The sequence below is a fragment of the Segatella copri genome (genome assembly GCF_051861805.1).
Classification (GTDB): Bacteria; Bacteroidota; Bacteroidia; order Bacteroidales; family Bacteroidaceae; genus Prevotella; species Prevotella copri_M.
This window is the reverse complement of record NZ_CP146520.1, coordinates 947115-962732: the sequence shown is the minus strand read 5'-3', so window position 1 is coordinate 962732 and position 15618 is coordinate 947115. Positions and strand designations below refer to the sequence as shown.

Below are 15618 nucleotides of genomic sequence, written 5' to 3'. Positions count from 1 at the left end.
TATTTCCAGCAATCATGCGATTACATGCTCATGAGTTTGCCAAGTACATCTTTAGGTGATACCTGCTTGTACTTACCCGATACCTCGGTCTGCGCATCCCACTTGTCATCGGTCTTCACACTCTTCATCTCGATGTTGAGCTTTGCCTCCTGAGGCTTGTTGTTCAGGATGGTGGTAAGCGTCATGCGCTGGGTGGCAGGAAACATCTTCACGCCCACACTCTTGAAGTCGCTATACTTCAGGTTGAGTCGCGAATCGCCGTTGCCTTTATTCTTGTAGGTAACGTTGGCTTCTGCGATTCTTCCGCTGTTTCTATTCGCCTTCCACTGGTAGTTCATGTTGCCATATCTGATGGAAACAGGCACATTTTCGGCGGTTTCATCGAGATTTGCCGAAAATTTCTTCAGGTCGGAATCTGATACCTTCTTCACGCCTGGCACGAGCAACTGGTTCCAGAAGAGTGCCTGGAGCGAATAGAAGTTGATGCCCTGCTTCTTGAGGAAATCCACCTGCGTATAGTCTGCCTTGATGTATTCCTTGTGCATGCGGTCTACGATGAGCACATAGTTTGGGGTGAACTCCAGTCTGCCCACCTCGGAACCCAGTATTGGGATAAAGAGCTGGATGCGGATTACCTCGTCCTTGCGCATGCTCAGCTTGCCAGGCACGGTGATGTCCTTGCCTGCCGCCTGCAGATTAAACGTCATATTGCCCACGATGTTCTTGGCATACACCTGGTTGTCGGCAACCTTCTGCACGAAAGCCAGGTTCTTCATCGAAGCCACCTCTGCAGCATCCGCAGCCTTGGTCTCGGTCTTCTTGTTCTGGGCATTCACCTTGCCCGTTCCTTCCATCTTCTTGGTAGAGCCGCAAGAAGCCATCAGCAGAAGAGCCACGGCAGCCACTGCCATCTTCAAATTGTTCATCACTTTCATTTTCTTCTTATCCTTTCTTATTTCTTTCTTCCTCTTTTTGTTTTTCTGCCCGTAGCCTTGCCAGTGGTTTTCTGCTTCTTCACCTCGGCTACAGCCGGATTCATCCTTTTCTGGAATTCTTCTTCAGAGATATATTGTTTGTTCTTTATTTTCCAATCAAGCGTAGTCGACGGATTATCGTCGGTATGGGCTTTCTTCCAAAAATCCACGGCTTCATCGGTGATTCCGTTCATGGCGTAAATATCGCCGGCATGTTCAAGAACCGTACTGTTATTCTCGGTGGAATCGCGGTTTTTCAGCGCTGCATCGATATAAGTCTTGGCATCTGCATAGCGTTCCTGCATAAACAGAATCCAGGCATAGGTGTCAAGATATGTGCCGTTGTTCGGCTCCGCCTTGATAGTCTTGTAGCTCATCGATTCTGCCTTGTGCAGGTCCTTGCCCTGCTCGCTCAGATAGTAGGCGTAGTTGTTCAGCGCCATCACGTTGTCGTCCTTCCATTGCAGACAGGAATCGTAGGCAGCCATCGACTCCTCTGTTCTTCCTTTCTTATACAGGATGTCGCCCATCACGGCATAGAGGTCGGAAACCAGATCCTTGTTCGACTGTTCGTTGAGCTGCGCCACTCCCAGCCGGAACTCGTTGAGTGCATGGTCTTCGTCGTTCTTCTGATAATACGCCATTCCTCCGAAGTAGTAGAAAACCATTTCCTCGGGATTATACTGATGGGCTGCATGCGACTGGGTAATGACTTCGCCATACTTGCGCTGGTTCCAGAGACTCTGGATAAGCTGCAGGCGGGCGTTCACGTTGTCCGGTGCTATGTCGAGCACCTTCTGGAATGCCGCATTCACCGTATCGGCAGGCATCTGCTTCAAACTCATATAGGCAGCCCTCAACTCGGCTACCTCTGATGATGGTTCCGGCTGGTTGAGCACCCTGTTGAAGAGGGCGAGCACCTTGGTAGAGTCGCCTCCCTCACTCTCGTTGGTCTGGATATAGGAACGGAACATCATAATCCTGGTTTCGGTATCCGTCTTCCTGCTCATCAATATCTTGTCGAGCATCTGGTGCGCCTGATCCTCCTGCTTGGTGGCATTATAGTAGTCGTAGAGCGACATCTGGGCGTAGGCATTGTCCGGCTCTTCCTTCAGGGCATCGGTAAAATACTTGAATGCCTCTTTCTGCCGGTTGTGCTGCATCAGCCAGTTGCCGAGCATCGTCTTATACACCATGTCCAGGGGATGCTGCTCCGACAGCGTCTTCAGTTCGTTGTAAGCCGCCTTCGGGTCGTTCATCATCTCGTAGATGCGCATCTTGGTCAGGGTAAGCTGCTCGCTCTCGCCTTCCTCCGTCTCCAGTCTGCCCACGGTGTTGAGCATCATGCGGTAGTTTTTCTGCTGCTGGTAGAGCTGCGCCAGGATGCGGAGGGCATCGGTGTTGCTGTGGTTCTTGGCATAGAGTGCCTCGTAAGAACCGATGGCCTTGTCGTATTGCCCCATACCTATATAATATTGGGCAAGGCGCTCAACATAGGTCAGGTTGTCGGGATTCAGGGCGATGGCCTTGTTCATGCACTCCAGCGCCAGGGAATCCTTCTTCAACTGGGTATAATAGAGCGACTGGTAGAAATATACCTCAGCCGCACGAGGGTCTATCTTCCGGGCATGCTCGAAGAGATCGAAGGCAGCAGTCAGGTTGCCCGCCGCATGCTGTCGTGCCGCCTCGGTAAAGAAGTATTCAAATCGCTTGCGGTCGTTGGGTGAAAGCGAATCCACCCAAACAGTCTGCTGCTTCGCTGGCTGCACCTTTTTCTTACGGGCCAACGAAGGCAAGGCCATCACGCCTGCCAGCGCCACAGCCACCCAGAAGCCCTTATTTCCATAAATTCTCTTCACGATATCTTTCCCTTTCGCTTTCTCTATTTTTTAATGTTCTGTTCTGATGTTATTTCACTCCGGTATGTCCGTATCCACCGGCGCCACGTTCGGTCTCATCCAGCTCTTCAACCTCGATGAAATCGCACTGTTCGTGCTTGGCAAGCACCATCTGGGCGATGCGCTCCCCGTCGTTGATGACGAAGTCTTCCTGCGAGAAGTTGATGAGCAGCACCATGATTTCGCCGCGATAGTCGGCATCAATGGTGCCCGGCGTGTTGAGCACGGTGATGCCATGCTTCAGGGCAAGACCGCTGCGCGGACGTATCTGCGCCTCGTAACCCACTGGCAGAGCCATGAAAAGACCCGTAGGAACCAGTCGGCGCTCCATAGGATGGAGCACGATGGCTTCGTCGATGTTAGCACGCAAGTCCATGCCCGCACTCTGAGGTGTGGCAAACGCAGGGAGAGGCTGATGCCCCTTATTGATAATCTTTACTTTCAGCATAATTCTAGAATTTTCTGCAAAAATACTGCTTTTTAGGCGAATAATCGCATTTTATAAGTGAAAATGATATAATTTATTGTTTTTTATTTTGATTTATGCGCACTTTCATGTATTTTTGCGCATCAGAAATGAAAGGATAGTAAGAATCACTTATATAGCAGATGGATTATGGAATGGAAACAACTCATATCAAACAAGCGCTTCGGACAGGAGCATAAGCATGCCGAACGCCACGACGATCGCTCTGAATTCAAGCGCGATTACGACCGCCTCATCTTTTCGTCGGCGTTCCGCCGACTGCAGAACAAGACGCAAGTATTCCCGCTGCCGGGCAGCATCTTCGTACACAACCGCCTCACCCACAGCCTGGAAGTATCGAGCGTGGGCATGTCGCTGGGCAACGACATCTCCCGCCGCATCATTCAAAAGCGTCCGGAGCTGAAGGATACCCTCTTCGAAGAGATAGGAACCATCGTGAGCGCAGCCTGTCTGGCACACGACTTGGGCAATCCTCCCTTCGGGCATTCAGGCGAGAAAGCCATCCAGACTTTCTTCAGCGAAGGAGCAGGCCAGAGCCTAAAATCGGCGGTTTCATCGGAGTTTTGGGATGATATCACCCATTACGAGGGTAATGCCAACGGCTTCAGAATCCTGACACACCGCTTCAAGGGCCGCCGCCAGGGTGGTTTTGTGATGACTTATCCGATGCTTGCCGCCATCGTGAAATATCCTTTTGCCAGCAGCCTGGCTGGCGACCACGGTAAATTCGGCTTTTTTACGTCGGAAGCGGCTACTTACCAGAAGGTTGCCGATGAATTGGGCATCCGCCGCCTGTCTGCCGAAGGCGAACCGCTGAGGTACGCCCGCCACCCGCTGGTGTATATGGTAGAGGCAGCCGATGACATCTGTTATGAGATTATGGACATCGAGGATTCGCACAAGCTGAAGATTCTTTCCTTCGATGAAACCGCCGATTTATTGCTCGGCTTTTTCGATGAAACCACGAAAAACAAGATTCGCCAGCGCATCATCGACGAGGAACTGACCGATGAAAACGAGCAGGTGGTTTACATGAGAGCCTGCGTGATAGGCAAACTGGAGAACGAATGCGTGAAGGCATTCCTCGACCACGAGGAAGAGATTCTTGCCGGCACCTTCGAGGGAGCCCTCATCGACCACATCTCGGAGCACGAGCGCAATGCCTACATCACCTGTACCCAGGTTTCGAGAAAGAAGATTTATGCCAGCAAGCCTGTTCTCGACATCGAACTTTCGGGTTACAAGATCATGGCCACGCTGATGGAGGTATTCATCGATGCCGCCGTCAACCCGTCCCGTTTCTACTCCAAGCAGCTTCTACGCCGGGTAAGCAGCCAGTACGACATCGAGAACGAGAGTCTGGAAGAACGCCTCATGGCCGTATTGGATTACATCAGCGGCATGACGGATATCTATGCCCTAGATATCTATCAGAAGATAAACGGAATAAGTCTGCCGATAGTATAGAAACAAAGCTGGCATACGGGCTTTAGAGCTTTATGTTAAAAAGCCTAACTCGCTCTAAATTGGACTTTGGTTGAAAATCAAGAAGTTTTACGATGAGAATTTTATGGCAATTAGAACTTTTTGTGTTAAATCACATGCATGAAATGCAGTTTTCTAAGAAAATATTTGGAGATTCCGACAAAAAAGCGTATTTTTGCAGCAACAAATCCCACCACGCCTCTCAACGATGCGTACCACGGTGGGACTTCGCTTTTTATATGGGTATATGAACTACGACAAACAACCGATAAATATAGATGAACAATTAGCCTTGCTCCAAAACAGAGGACTAATGATAGAGGATGTTGCTACAGCCAAATTACAGCTTCGCAATATCAGCTATTTCCGTATCGCTAGTTATCTTCGATACATGGAGCAAGACCGACAACATCATCTTTACAAATCCGGCAGTACATTCGAGCAAGCCATCAACCTTTATCTCTTTGACAAAGAACTTCGTCAACTTATATTCAAGGCTATCCAAGATATTGAGATTTCTCTTCGGACCAAAATGATTCAGATATTCTCTATGGAGCATGGGGCATTTTGGTTTATGGATTCGTCATTGTTCAAGAATGCAGAGTTTTATGAAGGTTGTCTTGACAATATCAAGAAAGAGGTGTCTCGCTCAAATGAAGATTTCATCAAGGAGCATTCTGAGAAATATACTTTCCCTTCTCTCCCGCCTGTGTGGAAAACATTGGAGGTCGTTTCGTTTGGTACGCTTTCCAAATTATTTTGTCTGTTCAAGGACAATCGTCTCAAAAAGCAAGTGGCAAGAGAGTTTGGACTACCTCAATACACTTACTTGGAAAGTTGGATAAGGTGTATAACCGTGCTTCGCAATTGTTGTGCTCACCATGCCCGTATATGGAATAGGCGTTTTGCCTTGAAGCCACAATTGCCAAATCGGCTTCCACTTTCTTGGATTGCTCCAACCCAAAAGCCTATCAAACTTTACCATCAGTTATGCACCTTATTATATATGGAGCAAACTATAACTCCTTGTATGGATTTGAAAAGTTCGCTGCTCAGGTTGCTTGCAGATTATCCCAATATTGATTTACATGCCATGGGCTTTCCACAAGGATGGGAAAACGAACCTTTATGGAGATAGCAACAAGTGTTCGGCGTTAGCCTATATCCACCCTCCACCAACAGTTCAGTTGTACGACTATAAAGCTACGATTGTACAACTATAGGGTGTATAGTTGTACGACTAAAGGGATTATAGTTGTACGACTAAAGAGGTTATAGTCGTAGGACAACAAGGTGTTCCCACTAGGCTCGACAGAGGTGCCGACTGCAGTCAGCAGATCTGCTGACTAGGCTCAGCAGGTCTGCCGAGCCTAGTGGCAACAATGGAGAAGTTACTTCCTAGCACCCGGAATGATACTTTCTCCAACCCGAGAAGATACTCTTTCCAACATGGTAAGAAGCTCTTTCCAACTCGTAAAGATGATGGTGAAGGGTGGTGAACTCCGGGTGCAAAAATACAGAATTATCTTCATAATCCCACATTATAGACACAGGAATTTACTGGTGCGCCAAAAAAAATCAACCTGTACGGTTGAATTTACCCAATACACCCTGAAAGGGCAGAAGCTCCTAGCCCAGGGCATCGCCCTGGGTAATTATGAACACAAACCCGTCGCCCTGAAAGGGCAAAAGCTTTATAAATGAACAAGACATGAACATGATCTCCTACACCACCTGCCTTTATCTCGACACATCCCGTAGTTTTAACAAGTTTACCGATATAATTATGAAGTCGCTCCAAATCATTTTCACGGATTTTTGGGCTCGTGGTTTTGATGTGGAAAATCAAATGGATATAAATTTTTGATAATGATTGTGCCATAATTGTAAAGCTTTTGCCCTTTCAGGGCGTTGGTTTATATTTCATTATACCCAGGGCGTTGCCCTGGGCTAGGAGCTTCTGCCCTTTCAGGGCGTATTGGGTAATTTCAACCGTACAGGTCGAAAAAATCCCATGCCCTTATTGCCGGAAAGTAATAAGGACATGGGATTTTTGCTGGTTTTATTTTTCCTTATAGAAAATCTTGTTGGCACCACTGGTTATCTTCAGCGCCTCAGGATGCTCCTCTATGAAACTGTTGATGTGGCGAACACGCTTCTCTTCCAGAATCTCATCCACGGCTATGAGAATACCCGTTTCCTCTACATCACCGAAACCATAGTTGATGGCGGTGCCGAAAAGCTTCATGGTAGGACTCAGATTCATATACGCATTCACCAATGGAGGAATGTTGAAGCCCAACTCTCTGATTTCACGATTCAAAATGCGATAATCAGCACGGAAATCATCCTCGGTGAAAATCTTCTCCATCTCGCTCTCAGGAGTCTCCAACTTCAATGGCTTCATCGGAATCACCAGGTTCTCCTTGTCATCAAAATGCTTCTTGAGGAAGTAGAGAATCATGTCGCGACCACGACGGATGTAAGATGGATACATCGTCATCTTGCCAAAGAAATACTTCACCTCTGGGTAAAGCACAGTCAGGGCGCCCAAGCCATCCCAGAGATTATCCAGAGCAAAGATGCTCTTGCTGTTCTTGCGAACATTCTGATACTCAATAGAAACGAACGAACGGCCCAGCTCCACGGTGTAAGGCATGTAATCCTTCAGGAACTTGTCGGAGAAATGGAACATGTGGCTGGTGGCGAGCTTTGGCTGGCCCTTCTCGTCGAGCTGCCAGTCCCTGCCCAGCAGATAACGGTAACCACCGATAATCTCGTTGGCCTCCGGATTCCAGACGATGAGCTGCTTATAGCAGTTGTCGCCAAAGTCGAATTCGTCAAGATCCATCGATTTCCCGGTTCCACCGCCAGCCTCACGGAAAGCGATTTCACGAAGGCGCCCAATCTCCTTCAATACATTTGGCGAGTCATTGGCCGTAACGATGTAAATCTCGTTATGGCTCTTATTGGTCATGCGAAGCTGCTTGTCGGGAGTCAACTCGCTCTTCAGCAGCTCGCGGTCAATCGGTTGGATGATTTCTTCTTCCATACTACTCTATCTCTATATAAAAACTATATTCTATAAATCTATATTATGCTTTACGATGCTTATAATGCTTTGTTATAATTCGTAGACCTTATCTTTCACATACTGTGCCCACTCGGTGGCCGACTTGCTATGGTCGAAGGTCTGCCAAGGAATAGGTTTGCCGATGGCGATGCGGAAATGCTTGCCCACATTCTTGTACATCTCGTCTACCAGGAAAAGCATGGCGAGATTGAACGGCAGATGCTTGTCGCTGAAGCGGGCGATGCGATAGAATCGCTCAGAGTTGCACCCACCAAAGTGGATAGGCACCACATCGCGCTGATACTCCACGCTCTTGGAAATGAAAGTTTTCTTCCAAGGCAGGTCGCGGATGCTGCCGTCAGGCTGCTTGCGGCTGTTCAGGCCAGCAGGGAACATGAGCATGTGGTTGTCGCTCTGGAAACCTGCCTCCACCATGCGCGGGAAGTCACGGCTCTGTCGACCGGTTTTGTTGATGCCGATGCTTACAGGCTTGAGTCCCGGAAGATTGAGCAGAAGGTCGTTTACCAGATAGCGGAACTTGCCGTCATAATGCTTTCCGATGATGGAGCCCAGGCACACGCCGTCCTGTCCGCCCAGCGGATGATTAGACACGAAGGTATAGAGCTTTCCGTCGTTCTTATCCGGCAGATTCTCCAAGCCCACAATCTCTACATCCATCTTCAGATAGCGCACGCATTCGGTGAGCCACTCCGTACCGGAAAGACCACGACTTTCCCACAAGAACTTGTTGACCTCGTCCTCGTGAATGATTTTCTTAAGCCAAGAAACCAGGAAACCCGGCACATACTTCGCCTTGCTTCCCATCTTGCTCTTCAGTATCTTTTCTATATCTATCGTTTTCTCAATTGAAGCACTCATGTTCATTAAAACTTATAAGTACGTGCAAAATTAGTTCTTCTTTTTTAAATACGAGTCATTTTTTCCAAAAAAATATCATTTTTGCCTAAATTTCCTATAAAATAGCATCATTCGTGCAGAAATCAAGACAAAAAACAGCGTTTTCGGAGTTTCCGTGACATTTGGGTTCAGCAGAGCCCAAAAGGCGGGAAAACAACTTTTTTATAGCCGTTTTTAAAATTTTGCACGGAAAAGTAGCAGTTTGTGGGGATTTTTATGTACCTTTGAACCCGAATTCCTTTTAAATAGGTACATACGTGTGGTAAATAGGTACATACACGTGGGAGGAATGAGTTAAAAATAAGAAACTTATAAAGAAAAAATAAGAAAAGACGATATGATTAAGACAGCAGAAACATACCACGTACCCGTTCTCCTGAAAGAGAGCGTTGACGGACTGAATATCCAGCCAGGCGGCATCTATGTAGATGTTACCTTCGGCGGTGGCGGACACTCCAGGGAGATACTCTCCCGACTCAGCGAGGGCGCACACCTGTATAGCTTCGACCAGGATGCCGACGCCGAACGCAACGTGGTGGCGAATCCTGACTTCACCTTCGTTTGCTCCAACTTCAGATACCTGAAAAACTGGATGCGATACTATGGCGTTGACGGACTCGACGGACTGCTTGCCGACCTCGGCGTATCGAGCCATCACTTCGACGACGAGACCCGCGGCTTCTCGTTCCGCTTCGACTCTCCGCTCGACATGCGCATGAACAAGAGAGCCGGAAAGACTGCTGCCGACATCGTGAACGAATATGAGGAAGAAGCCCTTGCCGACATCTTCTACCTCTACGGCGAGCTGAAGAATTCGCGCCGCATCGCCTCTGCCCTGGTCAAGGCGAGAGCCACCAGCCCCATCAAGACCACCAAGGACTTCATGGCAGCCGTGGAACCCCTCTTCAAGCGCGAGCGAGAGAAGAAGGAGATGGCGAAGCTCTTCCAGGCGCTGCGCATAGAGGTGAACCACGAGATGGATGCCCTGAAAGAGATGCTCCGATCTGCCACCGAACTGCTGAAGCCGGGCGGCAGGCTCTCGGTGATCACCTACCACTCGCTGGAAGACCGCATCGTGAAGAACATGATGAAGGCGGGCAATCCGGAAGGAAAGATAGAACAAGACTTCTTCGGAAGAATAGAAACTCCGTTCAAGCTCGTGAACAACAAGGTAATCATTCCTGATGCCGACGAGCAGGAGAGAAACCCGAGAAGCAGAAGTGCTAAACTTAGAATAGCAGAAAAAAAATAAGAAAATGGAAGAAAAAAAAGAAAAACAGATAGTCAACAGCCAGGCGGAAGAAACAGCTCCTGAAGGGACGCCGAAGGCTGCTGCGTCCGAAGGTCCAGCCAAGGAAGCAACTCCCGAAGAGTCGCTCAAGGCAGCTCTAGCCAAGCAGGCCATTGAAGAGGAGGCTTCGGGATCGGCAAGCTTTACCCTGCGCAAGATTCTGGGTGGCGATATCCTCACCGCCCAAATCATACGCAAGCAGATATGGCTGTTTGTGCTCATCGTGTTTTTCGTCATCATCTACATATCCAACCGATACAGCATCCAGAAGGACCTTATCGAGCTGGACCAACTGCAAAAAGAGCTGCAAGACACCAAGTACAAGGCTTTGTCTACCAGCAGCCAGATAACAGAAAAGAGTCGTGAGAGCAATGTGCTCGACGTGCTGAAGCACAGCAAAGACAGCATCCTGCACATCGCCACCCAGCCTCCTTACATCATTAACGTACCCGAAGAATGAGCAAGTTTGAACATAAGAAAGTAATGCCCCGCTACAGTGCCATCGCCATCATCATGACCCTGATAGCGGCTGCCATCGTGGGCAAAGCATTCTACATCATGACTGCCAAGCACGACTACTGGATGAAGGTTGCCGAGCGACAGAAGAGAGATTCCGTGACCGTGAAGCCTAACCGAGGCAACATCCTGAGCTGCGCCGGTCAGCTGATGGCGAGTTCGCTGCCTGAGTTCAAGGTGTTCATGGACTTCCAGGCATTGTCTACCGCCAAGAACGACTCGCTGTGGGATGTGAAGCAGGATTCCATCTGCCAGGGTCTGCACAAGATATTCCCGGAGAAGAGCGCTGAGGAATTCAAGCGCAATCTGATAGAGGGACGAGGCAAGAAGAGCCGCCACTGGGCAATATACGGCAGCCGCATCGACTACAACACCTTTACCGAGGTGAAGAGTCTGCCGGTGTTCCGCATGTCGCCCTACAAGAGCGGTTTCCACTGGGAGGAATATAATGCCCGCACCCGTACCTACGGTTCGCTTGCCGGACGTACCATCGGAGCCATGTTCGGCGCCAAGGATACCGCCCGCTTCGGACTGGAGCTGAGCTACGACTCCATCCTGCGCGGAACCAACGGTATCGTGCACCGCCGCAAGGTGCGCAACAAGTTCCTCGACATCACCGATACCCCTCCTATCGACGGAGCCGACATCGTGACCACCATCGACGTGAGCATGCAGGATCTTGCCGAGCGTTCGCTCATCGAGGAGCTGAAGGAAATCAACGCCAACGTGGGTGTAGCCATCGTGATGGATGTGCCTACCGGCGACATCAAGGCCATCGTGAACATGGAGAAATGTTTCGACGGAGAATACAGAGAGATTCACAACCATGCCGTGAGCGACCTGCTGGAGCCGGGTTCCGTGTTCAAGCCAGCCTCGCTGCTCGTGGCCCTGGACGACGGCGTGGTGGATACCACCTACCATGTGGAGACGGGCTGCGGCGTATGGCAGATGTACGGCAGAGACATGAAGGACCACAACTGGCGCAAGGGCGGATATGGCATGCTGAGCTTTGCCCAGACCCTGTGGTACAGTTCCAACATCGGTGTGAGCCGCATCATCGACGATCATTACAGGAACAATCCTGAGAAATTCGTGAAGGGCATCTACCGCACCGGTCTGCACGACGACCTGAAGATTCCGCTGATGGGTGCTACCCCGGCAAGAATCCGCATGCCGCACAAGAACAGCCACGGACAGTATGACAACTGGGCCAAGACTTCGCTGCCATGGATGAGTATCGGATATGAGACGCAGGTGCCACCTATCTCTACCCTCACCTTCTACAACACCATCGCCAACAACGGCAAGATGATGCGCCCTAGATTCGTGAGCAAGGTGGTGAAGAACGGAGAAACCATCATGGAATTCCCGCCAGAGGTGATGCGCCCGCAGATAGCCAAGGAGAAGAGCATCAAGGAGTTGCAGACCATCCTGGAACAGGTGGTGAGCGTGGGACTCGGAAAGAAGGCTGGTTCGCCTAACTTCAAGGTGGCAGGAAAGACGGGTACGGCGCAGGTATCAAAGGGTGCCGGCGGATACAAGAACGGCGGAACCAACTATCTGGTTAGCTTTGCCGGCTATTTCCCTGCCGACAATCCACGCTACAGCTGCATCGTGTGCATCCAGAAATCGGGCTTGCCTGCTTCGGGAGGAAGCATGAGCGGAAAGGTGTTCCACGACATCGCCGAAGGCATCATGGCGCAGAGCCTGAAACTCGACGTGAAGGACGCCAAGGATTCAGCTTCCATCTTCGTACCCGACGTGAAGAACGGCAACGTGCTTGCTGCCGACTATGTGCTCACCCACCTGGGCATCAAGACCAACACCAACTGGGGCGGCAGCTATGCCAACGGAAACCCTATCTGGGGCAAGGCTGAACGTTCTGGAAACCGAAGCATCCGACTCATCAGAGAGAAGCAATACGGCAAGGGTACCGTGCCTGACGTGATGGGCATGGGCGCAAGAGACGCCATCTTCAACATGGAGAGCCGAGGCATCAAGACCCGGATTGTGGGCAGAGGAAAGGTAACCAAGCAGAGTCTGGTTCCCGGAACTCCGGTCAAGAAGGGAGCCGTATGCTCCCTTGAACTCAACTAAATCAGAGCGGGGCTCAACTCTCGATAGCATCCAGAGCTGAGTTCTGCACCCTATATATAAATAAGGTGTAAATCTCTATATATAATTAAGGTGTAAATTTATAAAAAACAATTATATGAAGTTACAAGAATTGCTCAAAAACATCGAGCCGATTCAGATAATCGGCGATGCAGATGTAGAGGTGTCGGGCATCAACATCGATTCCCGAAAGATTAAGGAAGGTCACTTGTTCGTTGCCATGAAGGGCACACAGGTTGACGGCCACAAGTTTATACCAAAGGCATTGGAACTGGGTGCAAAATCGGTTTTGTGCGAGGACTTGCCAGAGGAGAAGGTTGAGGGCGTAACTTACATTCAGGTAGCATCTACCGAGGATGCTGTAGGCAAGGTGGCAACCCTTTTCTATGGCGACCCATCCAGAAAGCTGAAGTTGGTTGGCGTGACTGGTACTAATGGCAAGACCACCATCGCCACCTTATTATATAATATGTTCCGCAAGTTCGGACATAAGTGCGGTTTGCTCTCCACCGTGTGCAACTACATTGAGGACGAGGCGATTCCTGCCGACCATACCACTCCAGACCCTATAGAGCTGAACATGCTGCTGGGCAAGATGGTAGAAGCTGGCTGCGAGTATGCCTTCATGGAGTGCTCTTCGCACGCCATCGCACAGAAGCGTATCGGAGGCCTGCAGTTTGCCGGCGGATTGTTTACCAACCTGACCCGCGACCATCTGGACTATCACAAGACCTTTGAGAACTATCGCAACGCCAAGAAGGCATTCTTCGACGGACTGCCAAAGACCGCCTTTGCCATCACCAATGCCGACGACAAGAACGGCATGATCATGGTACAGAACACCAAGGCTACCGTGAAGACCTACTCCACCCGCTCTATGGCCGACTTCAAGGCAAGAATTCTGGAGTGTCACTTCGGCGGCATGTATCTGGAGATTGACGGCAGAGAAGTGGGCGTACAGTTTATCGGCAAGTTCAACGTGAGCAACCTGCTCGCCGTATACGGTGCAGCCATCATGCTGGGCAAGAAGCCAGAGGATGTGCTCGTAGTGATGAGCACCCTTCACAGCGTAAACGGACGACTGGAGCCAATCCAGTCGCCAGAAGGCTATACCGCCATCGTAGACTATGCCCACACGCCAGACGCCCTGGAGAACGTATTGAACGCCATCCACGAAGTGCTCGACGGCAAGGGCGGCGAAGTAATCACCGTATGCGGAGCCGGCGGCAACCGCGACAAGGGCAAGCGCCCGCTGATGGCACAGGAGGCCGTAAAGCAGAGCGATAAGGTAATCATCACCAGCGACAACCCACGCTTCGAGGAGCCACAGGACATCATCAACGACATGCTTGCCGGACTCAACGCCCAGCAGATGAAGAAGGTGATCAGCATCGTAGACCGCAAGGAAGCCATCCGCACAGCCTGCATGATGGCAAAGAAGGGCGACGTGATCCTCGTAGCCGGAAAGGGACATGAGGACTATCAGGAGATTAAGGGCGTGAAGCACCACTTTGACGACAAGGAGGTGATTCGCGACATCTTCGGCATTCCACAGAAGTAAAACAAAGAAAAAGAAGAAAAATGTTATATTATCTCTTTAGATTTTTAGAGCAATGGGGCATCTCAGGCTCTCATATGTGGGGTTACATCTCGTTCCGAGCCCTGCTCGCATTGATATTGTCACTCGTTATCTCAGCATGGTTTGGCGAGAAATTCATCAAGTATCTCAAAAACAAGCAAATCACTGAGACCCAGCGCGATGCCAGCATCGACCCGTTTGGAGTGAAGAAGATTGGCGTGCCTTCTATGGGTGGTGTCATCATCATCCTTGCTATCCTCGTTCCGGTGATTCTGCTGGGACGTCTGCGCAACATCTATCTCATCCTGATGATCATCACCACCGTATGGCTGGGTTTCCTGGGCGGCATGGACGACTTCATCAAGATTTTCAAGCGCGACAAGGAAGGCTTGAAGGGTAAGTACAAGATTGTGGGACAGGTGGGCATCGGTCTCATCGTGGGTCTGGTGCTCTGGGCTTCGCCTGACGTGAAGATGAACGAGAACCTCGCCATCGAACGCCAGGGACAGGAGACCGTGGTGAAACACCGCGCAGAAGCAAGGAAATCGCTGAAGACTACGATTCCGTTCTTCAAGGGTCACAACCTGGATTACTCCAACATTACCAGCTTCTGCGGCAAATACAAGGTGGCAGCAGGCTGGATTCTCTTCGTGATTATGACCATCTTTGTGGTGACAGCCGTATCCAACGGAGCCAACCTCAACGACGGTATGGACGGCATGTGTGCCGGCAACTCCGCCATCATAGGTGTGGCGCTAGGCATACTTGCGTATGTGTCATCGCACATCGAGTTTGCCGCCTACCTCAACATCATGTATATCCCTGGTTCAGAGGAACTGGTGGTATTCTTCTGCGCCTTCATCGGAGCGCTCATCGGTTTTCTCTGGTACAACGCCTATCCTGCCCAGGTGTTCATGGGCGACACGGGTTCACTGACCATCGGCGGCATCATCGCCGTGGGTGCCATCATCATCCACAAGGAGCTGATGCTGCCTATCCTCTGCGGTATCTTCTTCGTAGAGAGCCTCAGCGTGATGATGCAGGTTTACTACTACAAGCTGGGCAAGCGTAGGGGCATCAAGCAGCGCATCTTCAAGCGCACGCCTATCCACGACAACTTCCGCACACAGGACAGCCAGCTGGACCCTGAGTGCAAGTACTTGTGGAAGAAGCCTCGCAACTGCTACCACGAATCGAAGATTACCATCCGCTTCTGGATTGTAACCATCATCCTGGCGGCATTGACCATCATCACATTGAAGATTAGATAATACACAGGCTC

The 15618-nt window shown here is 50.2% G+C and carries 13 protein-coding genes; 7 read left to right on the top strand and 6 right to left on the bottom strand.

Annotated elements, in window-relative coordinates:
- Positions 1-20 precede the first annotated feature (20 nt).
- Genes V8Z93_RS03610 through dut form a run of 3 tightly spaced genes read right to left on the bottom strand, consistent with a single transcriptional unit; the run spans position 21 to position 3320 of the window.
- Positions 21-935, bottom strand: coding sequence for a DUF4292 domain-containing protein (locus tag V8Z93_RS03610; RefSeq protein ID WP_439432423.1), 915 nt, complete (start codon positions 933-935; stop codon positions 21-23).
- 17 nt (positions 936-952) lie between these two features.
- Positions 953-2833 (bottom strand): tetratricopeptide repeat protein, encoded by a 1881-nt coding sequence (locus tag V8Z93_RS03605; protein WP_439432422.1) that lies wholly within the window; start codon positions 2831-2833, stop codon positions 953-955.
- 49 nt (positions 2834-2882) lie between these two features.
- Complete coding sequence (gene dut / locus V8Z93_RS03600) at positions 2883-3320, bottom strand: dUTP diphosphatase (RefSeq protein ID WP_203039959.1); 438 nt, start codon at positions 3318-3320, stop codon at positions 2883-2885.
- Positions 3321-3488: 168 nt separating this feature from the next.
- Here dut and dgt point away from each other — a divergent pair, with 168 nt between their 5' ends.
- Together dgt and V8Z93_RS03590 are read left to right on the top strand one after the other, a co-directional pair.
- Positions 3489-4826 carry a dGTP triphosphohydrolase gene (dgt, locus tag V8Z93_RS03595; RefSeq protein ID WP_439432421.1) on the top strand — a complete coding sequence of 446 codons (1338 nt, stop codon included), beginning with the start codon at positions 3489-3491 and terminating at the stop codon, positions 4824-4826.
- A 265-nt stretch (positions 4827-5091) separates the two neighbouring features.
- A complete protein-coding gene (locus V8Z93_RS03590; protein ID WP_238405871.1) occupies positions 5092-5982 on the top strand; it encodes an Abi family protein in 891 nt (296 codons plus the stop codon).
- 459 nt (positions 5983-6441) lie between these two features.
- Here V8Z93_RS03590 and V8Z93_RS03585 read toward each other — a convergent pair whose 3' ends face one another.
- From V8Z93_RS03585 to V8Z93_RS03575, 3 genes are all read right to left on the bottom strand, one after another.
- Positions 6442-6726: a transposase gene (locus tag V8Z93_RS03585; RefSeq protein ID WP_439432420.1), complete on the bottom strand. Its 285-nt coding sequence runs from the start codon at positions 6724-6726 to the stop codon at positions 6442-6444.
- Between the two features lie 180 nt (positions 6727-6906).
- Complete coding sequence (locus V8Z93_RS03580; RefSeq protein ID WP_203041211.1) at positions 6907-7896, bottom strand: GNAT family N-acetyltransferase; 990 nt, start codon at positions 7894-7896, stop codon at positions 6907-6909.
- Positions 7897-7968: 72 nt separating this feature from the next.
- Complete coding sequence (locus V8Z93_RS03575) at positions 7969-8796, bottom strand: glycerol acyltransferase (protein ID WP_203049221.1); 828 nt, start codon at positions 8794-8796, stop codon at positions 7969-7971.
- A 376-nt stretch (positions 8797-9172) separates the two neighbouring features.
- Here V8Z93_RS03575 and rsmH point away from each other — a divergent pair, with 376 nt between their 5' ends.
- From rsmH to mraY, 5 genes are all read left to right on the top strand, one after another.
- A complete protein-coding gene (gene rsmH, locus V8Z93_RS03570; protein WP_203049220.1) occupies positions 9173-10087 on the top strand; it encodes a 16S rRNA (cytosine(1402)-N(4))-methyltransferase RsmH in 915 nt (304 codons plus the stop codon).
- Between the two features lie 4 nt (positions 10088-10091).
- A complete protein-coding gene (locus V8Z93_RS03565; RefSeq protein ID WP_203041208.1) occupies positions 10092-10586 on the top strand; it encodes an FtsL-like putative cell division protein in 495 nt (164 codons plus the stop codon).
- Positions 10583-12739 carry a penicillin-binding transpeptidase domain-containing protein gene (locus tag V8Z93_RS03560; RefSeq protein ID WP_439432419.1) on the top strand — a complete coding sequence of 719 codons (2157 nt, stop codon included), beginning with the start codon at positions 10583-10585 and terminating at the stop codon, positions 12737-12739. Before V8Z93_RS03565 ends, V8Z93_RS03560 begins: the two co-directional genes overlap by 4 nt.
- Positions 12740-12854: 115 nt before the next feature.
- On the top strand, positions 12855-14318 hold the full coding sequence (locus V8Z93_RS03555; protein WP_203041206.1) for a UDP-N-acetylmuramoyl-L-alanyl-D-glutamate--2,6-diaminopimelate ligase: 1464 nt from the start codon (positions 12855-12857) through the stop codon (positions 14316-14318).
- Positions 14319-14338: 20 nt separating this feature from the next.
- Positions 14339-15607: a phospho-N-acetylmuramoyl-pentapeptide-transferase gene (mraY, locus tag V8Z93_RS03550; protein ID WP_203041205.1), complete on the top strand. Its 1269-nt coding sequence runs from the start codon at positions 14339-14341 to the stop codon at positions 15605-15607.
- Positions 15608-15618 lie beyond the last annotated feature (11 nt).

Coding starts and splice junctions, on each gene's coding strand:
- V8Z93_RS03610 (WP_439432423.1), bottom strand. CDS start 935: ATGAAAGTGATGAACAATTTGAAGATGGCAGTGGCTGCCGTGGCTCTT.
- dgt (WP_439432421.1), top strand. CDS start 3,489: ATGGAATGGAAACAACTCATATCAAACAAGCGCTTCGGACAGGAGCAT.
- rsmH (WP_203049220.1), top strand. CDS start 9,173: ATGATTAAGACAGCAGAAACATACCACGTACCCGTTCTCCTGAAAGAG.
- V8Z93_RS03555 (WP_203041206.1), top strand. CDS start 12,855: ATGAAGTTACAAGAATTGCTCAAAAACATCGAGCCGATTCAGATAATC.
- V8Z93_RS03575 (WP_203049221.1), bottom strand. CDS start 8,796: ATGAGTGCTTCAATTGAGAAAACGATAGATATAGAAAAGATACTGAAG.
- V8Z93_RS03580 (WP_203041211.1), bottom strand. CDS start 7,896: ATGGAAGAAGAAATCATCCAACCGATTGACCGCGAGCTGCTGAAGAGC.
- V8Z93_RS03585 (WP_439432420.1), bottom strand. CDS start 6,726: ATGGCACAATCATTATCAAAAATTTATATCCATTTGATTTTCCACATC.
- V8Z93_RS03590 (WP_238405871.1), top strand. CDS start 5,092: ATGAACTACGACAAACAACCGATAAATATAGATGAACAATTAGCCTTG.
- V8Z93_RS03560 (WP_439432419.1), top strand. CDS start 10,583: ATGAGCAAGTTTGAACATAAGAAAGTAATGCCCCGCTACAGTGCCATC.
- V8Z93_RS03565 (WP_203041208.1), top strand. CDS start 10,092: ATGGAAGAAAAAAAAGAAAAACAGATAGTCAACAGCCAGGCGGAAGAA.
- mraY (WP_203041205.1), top strand. CDS start 14,339: ATGTTATATTATCTCTTTAGATTTTTAGAGCAATGGGGCATCTCAGGC.
- dut (WP_203039959.1), bottom strand. CDS start 3,320: ATGCTGAAAGTAAAGATTATCAATAAGGGGCATCAGCCTCTCCCTGCG.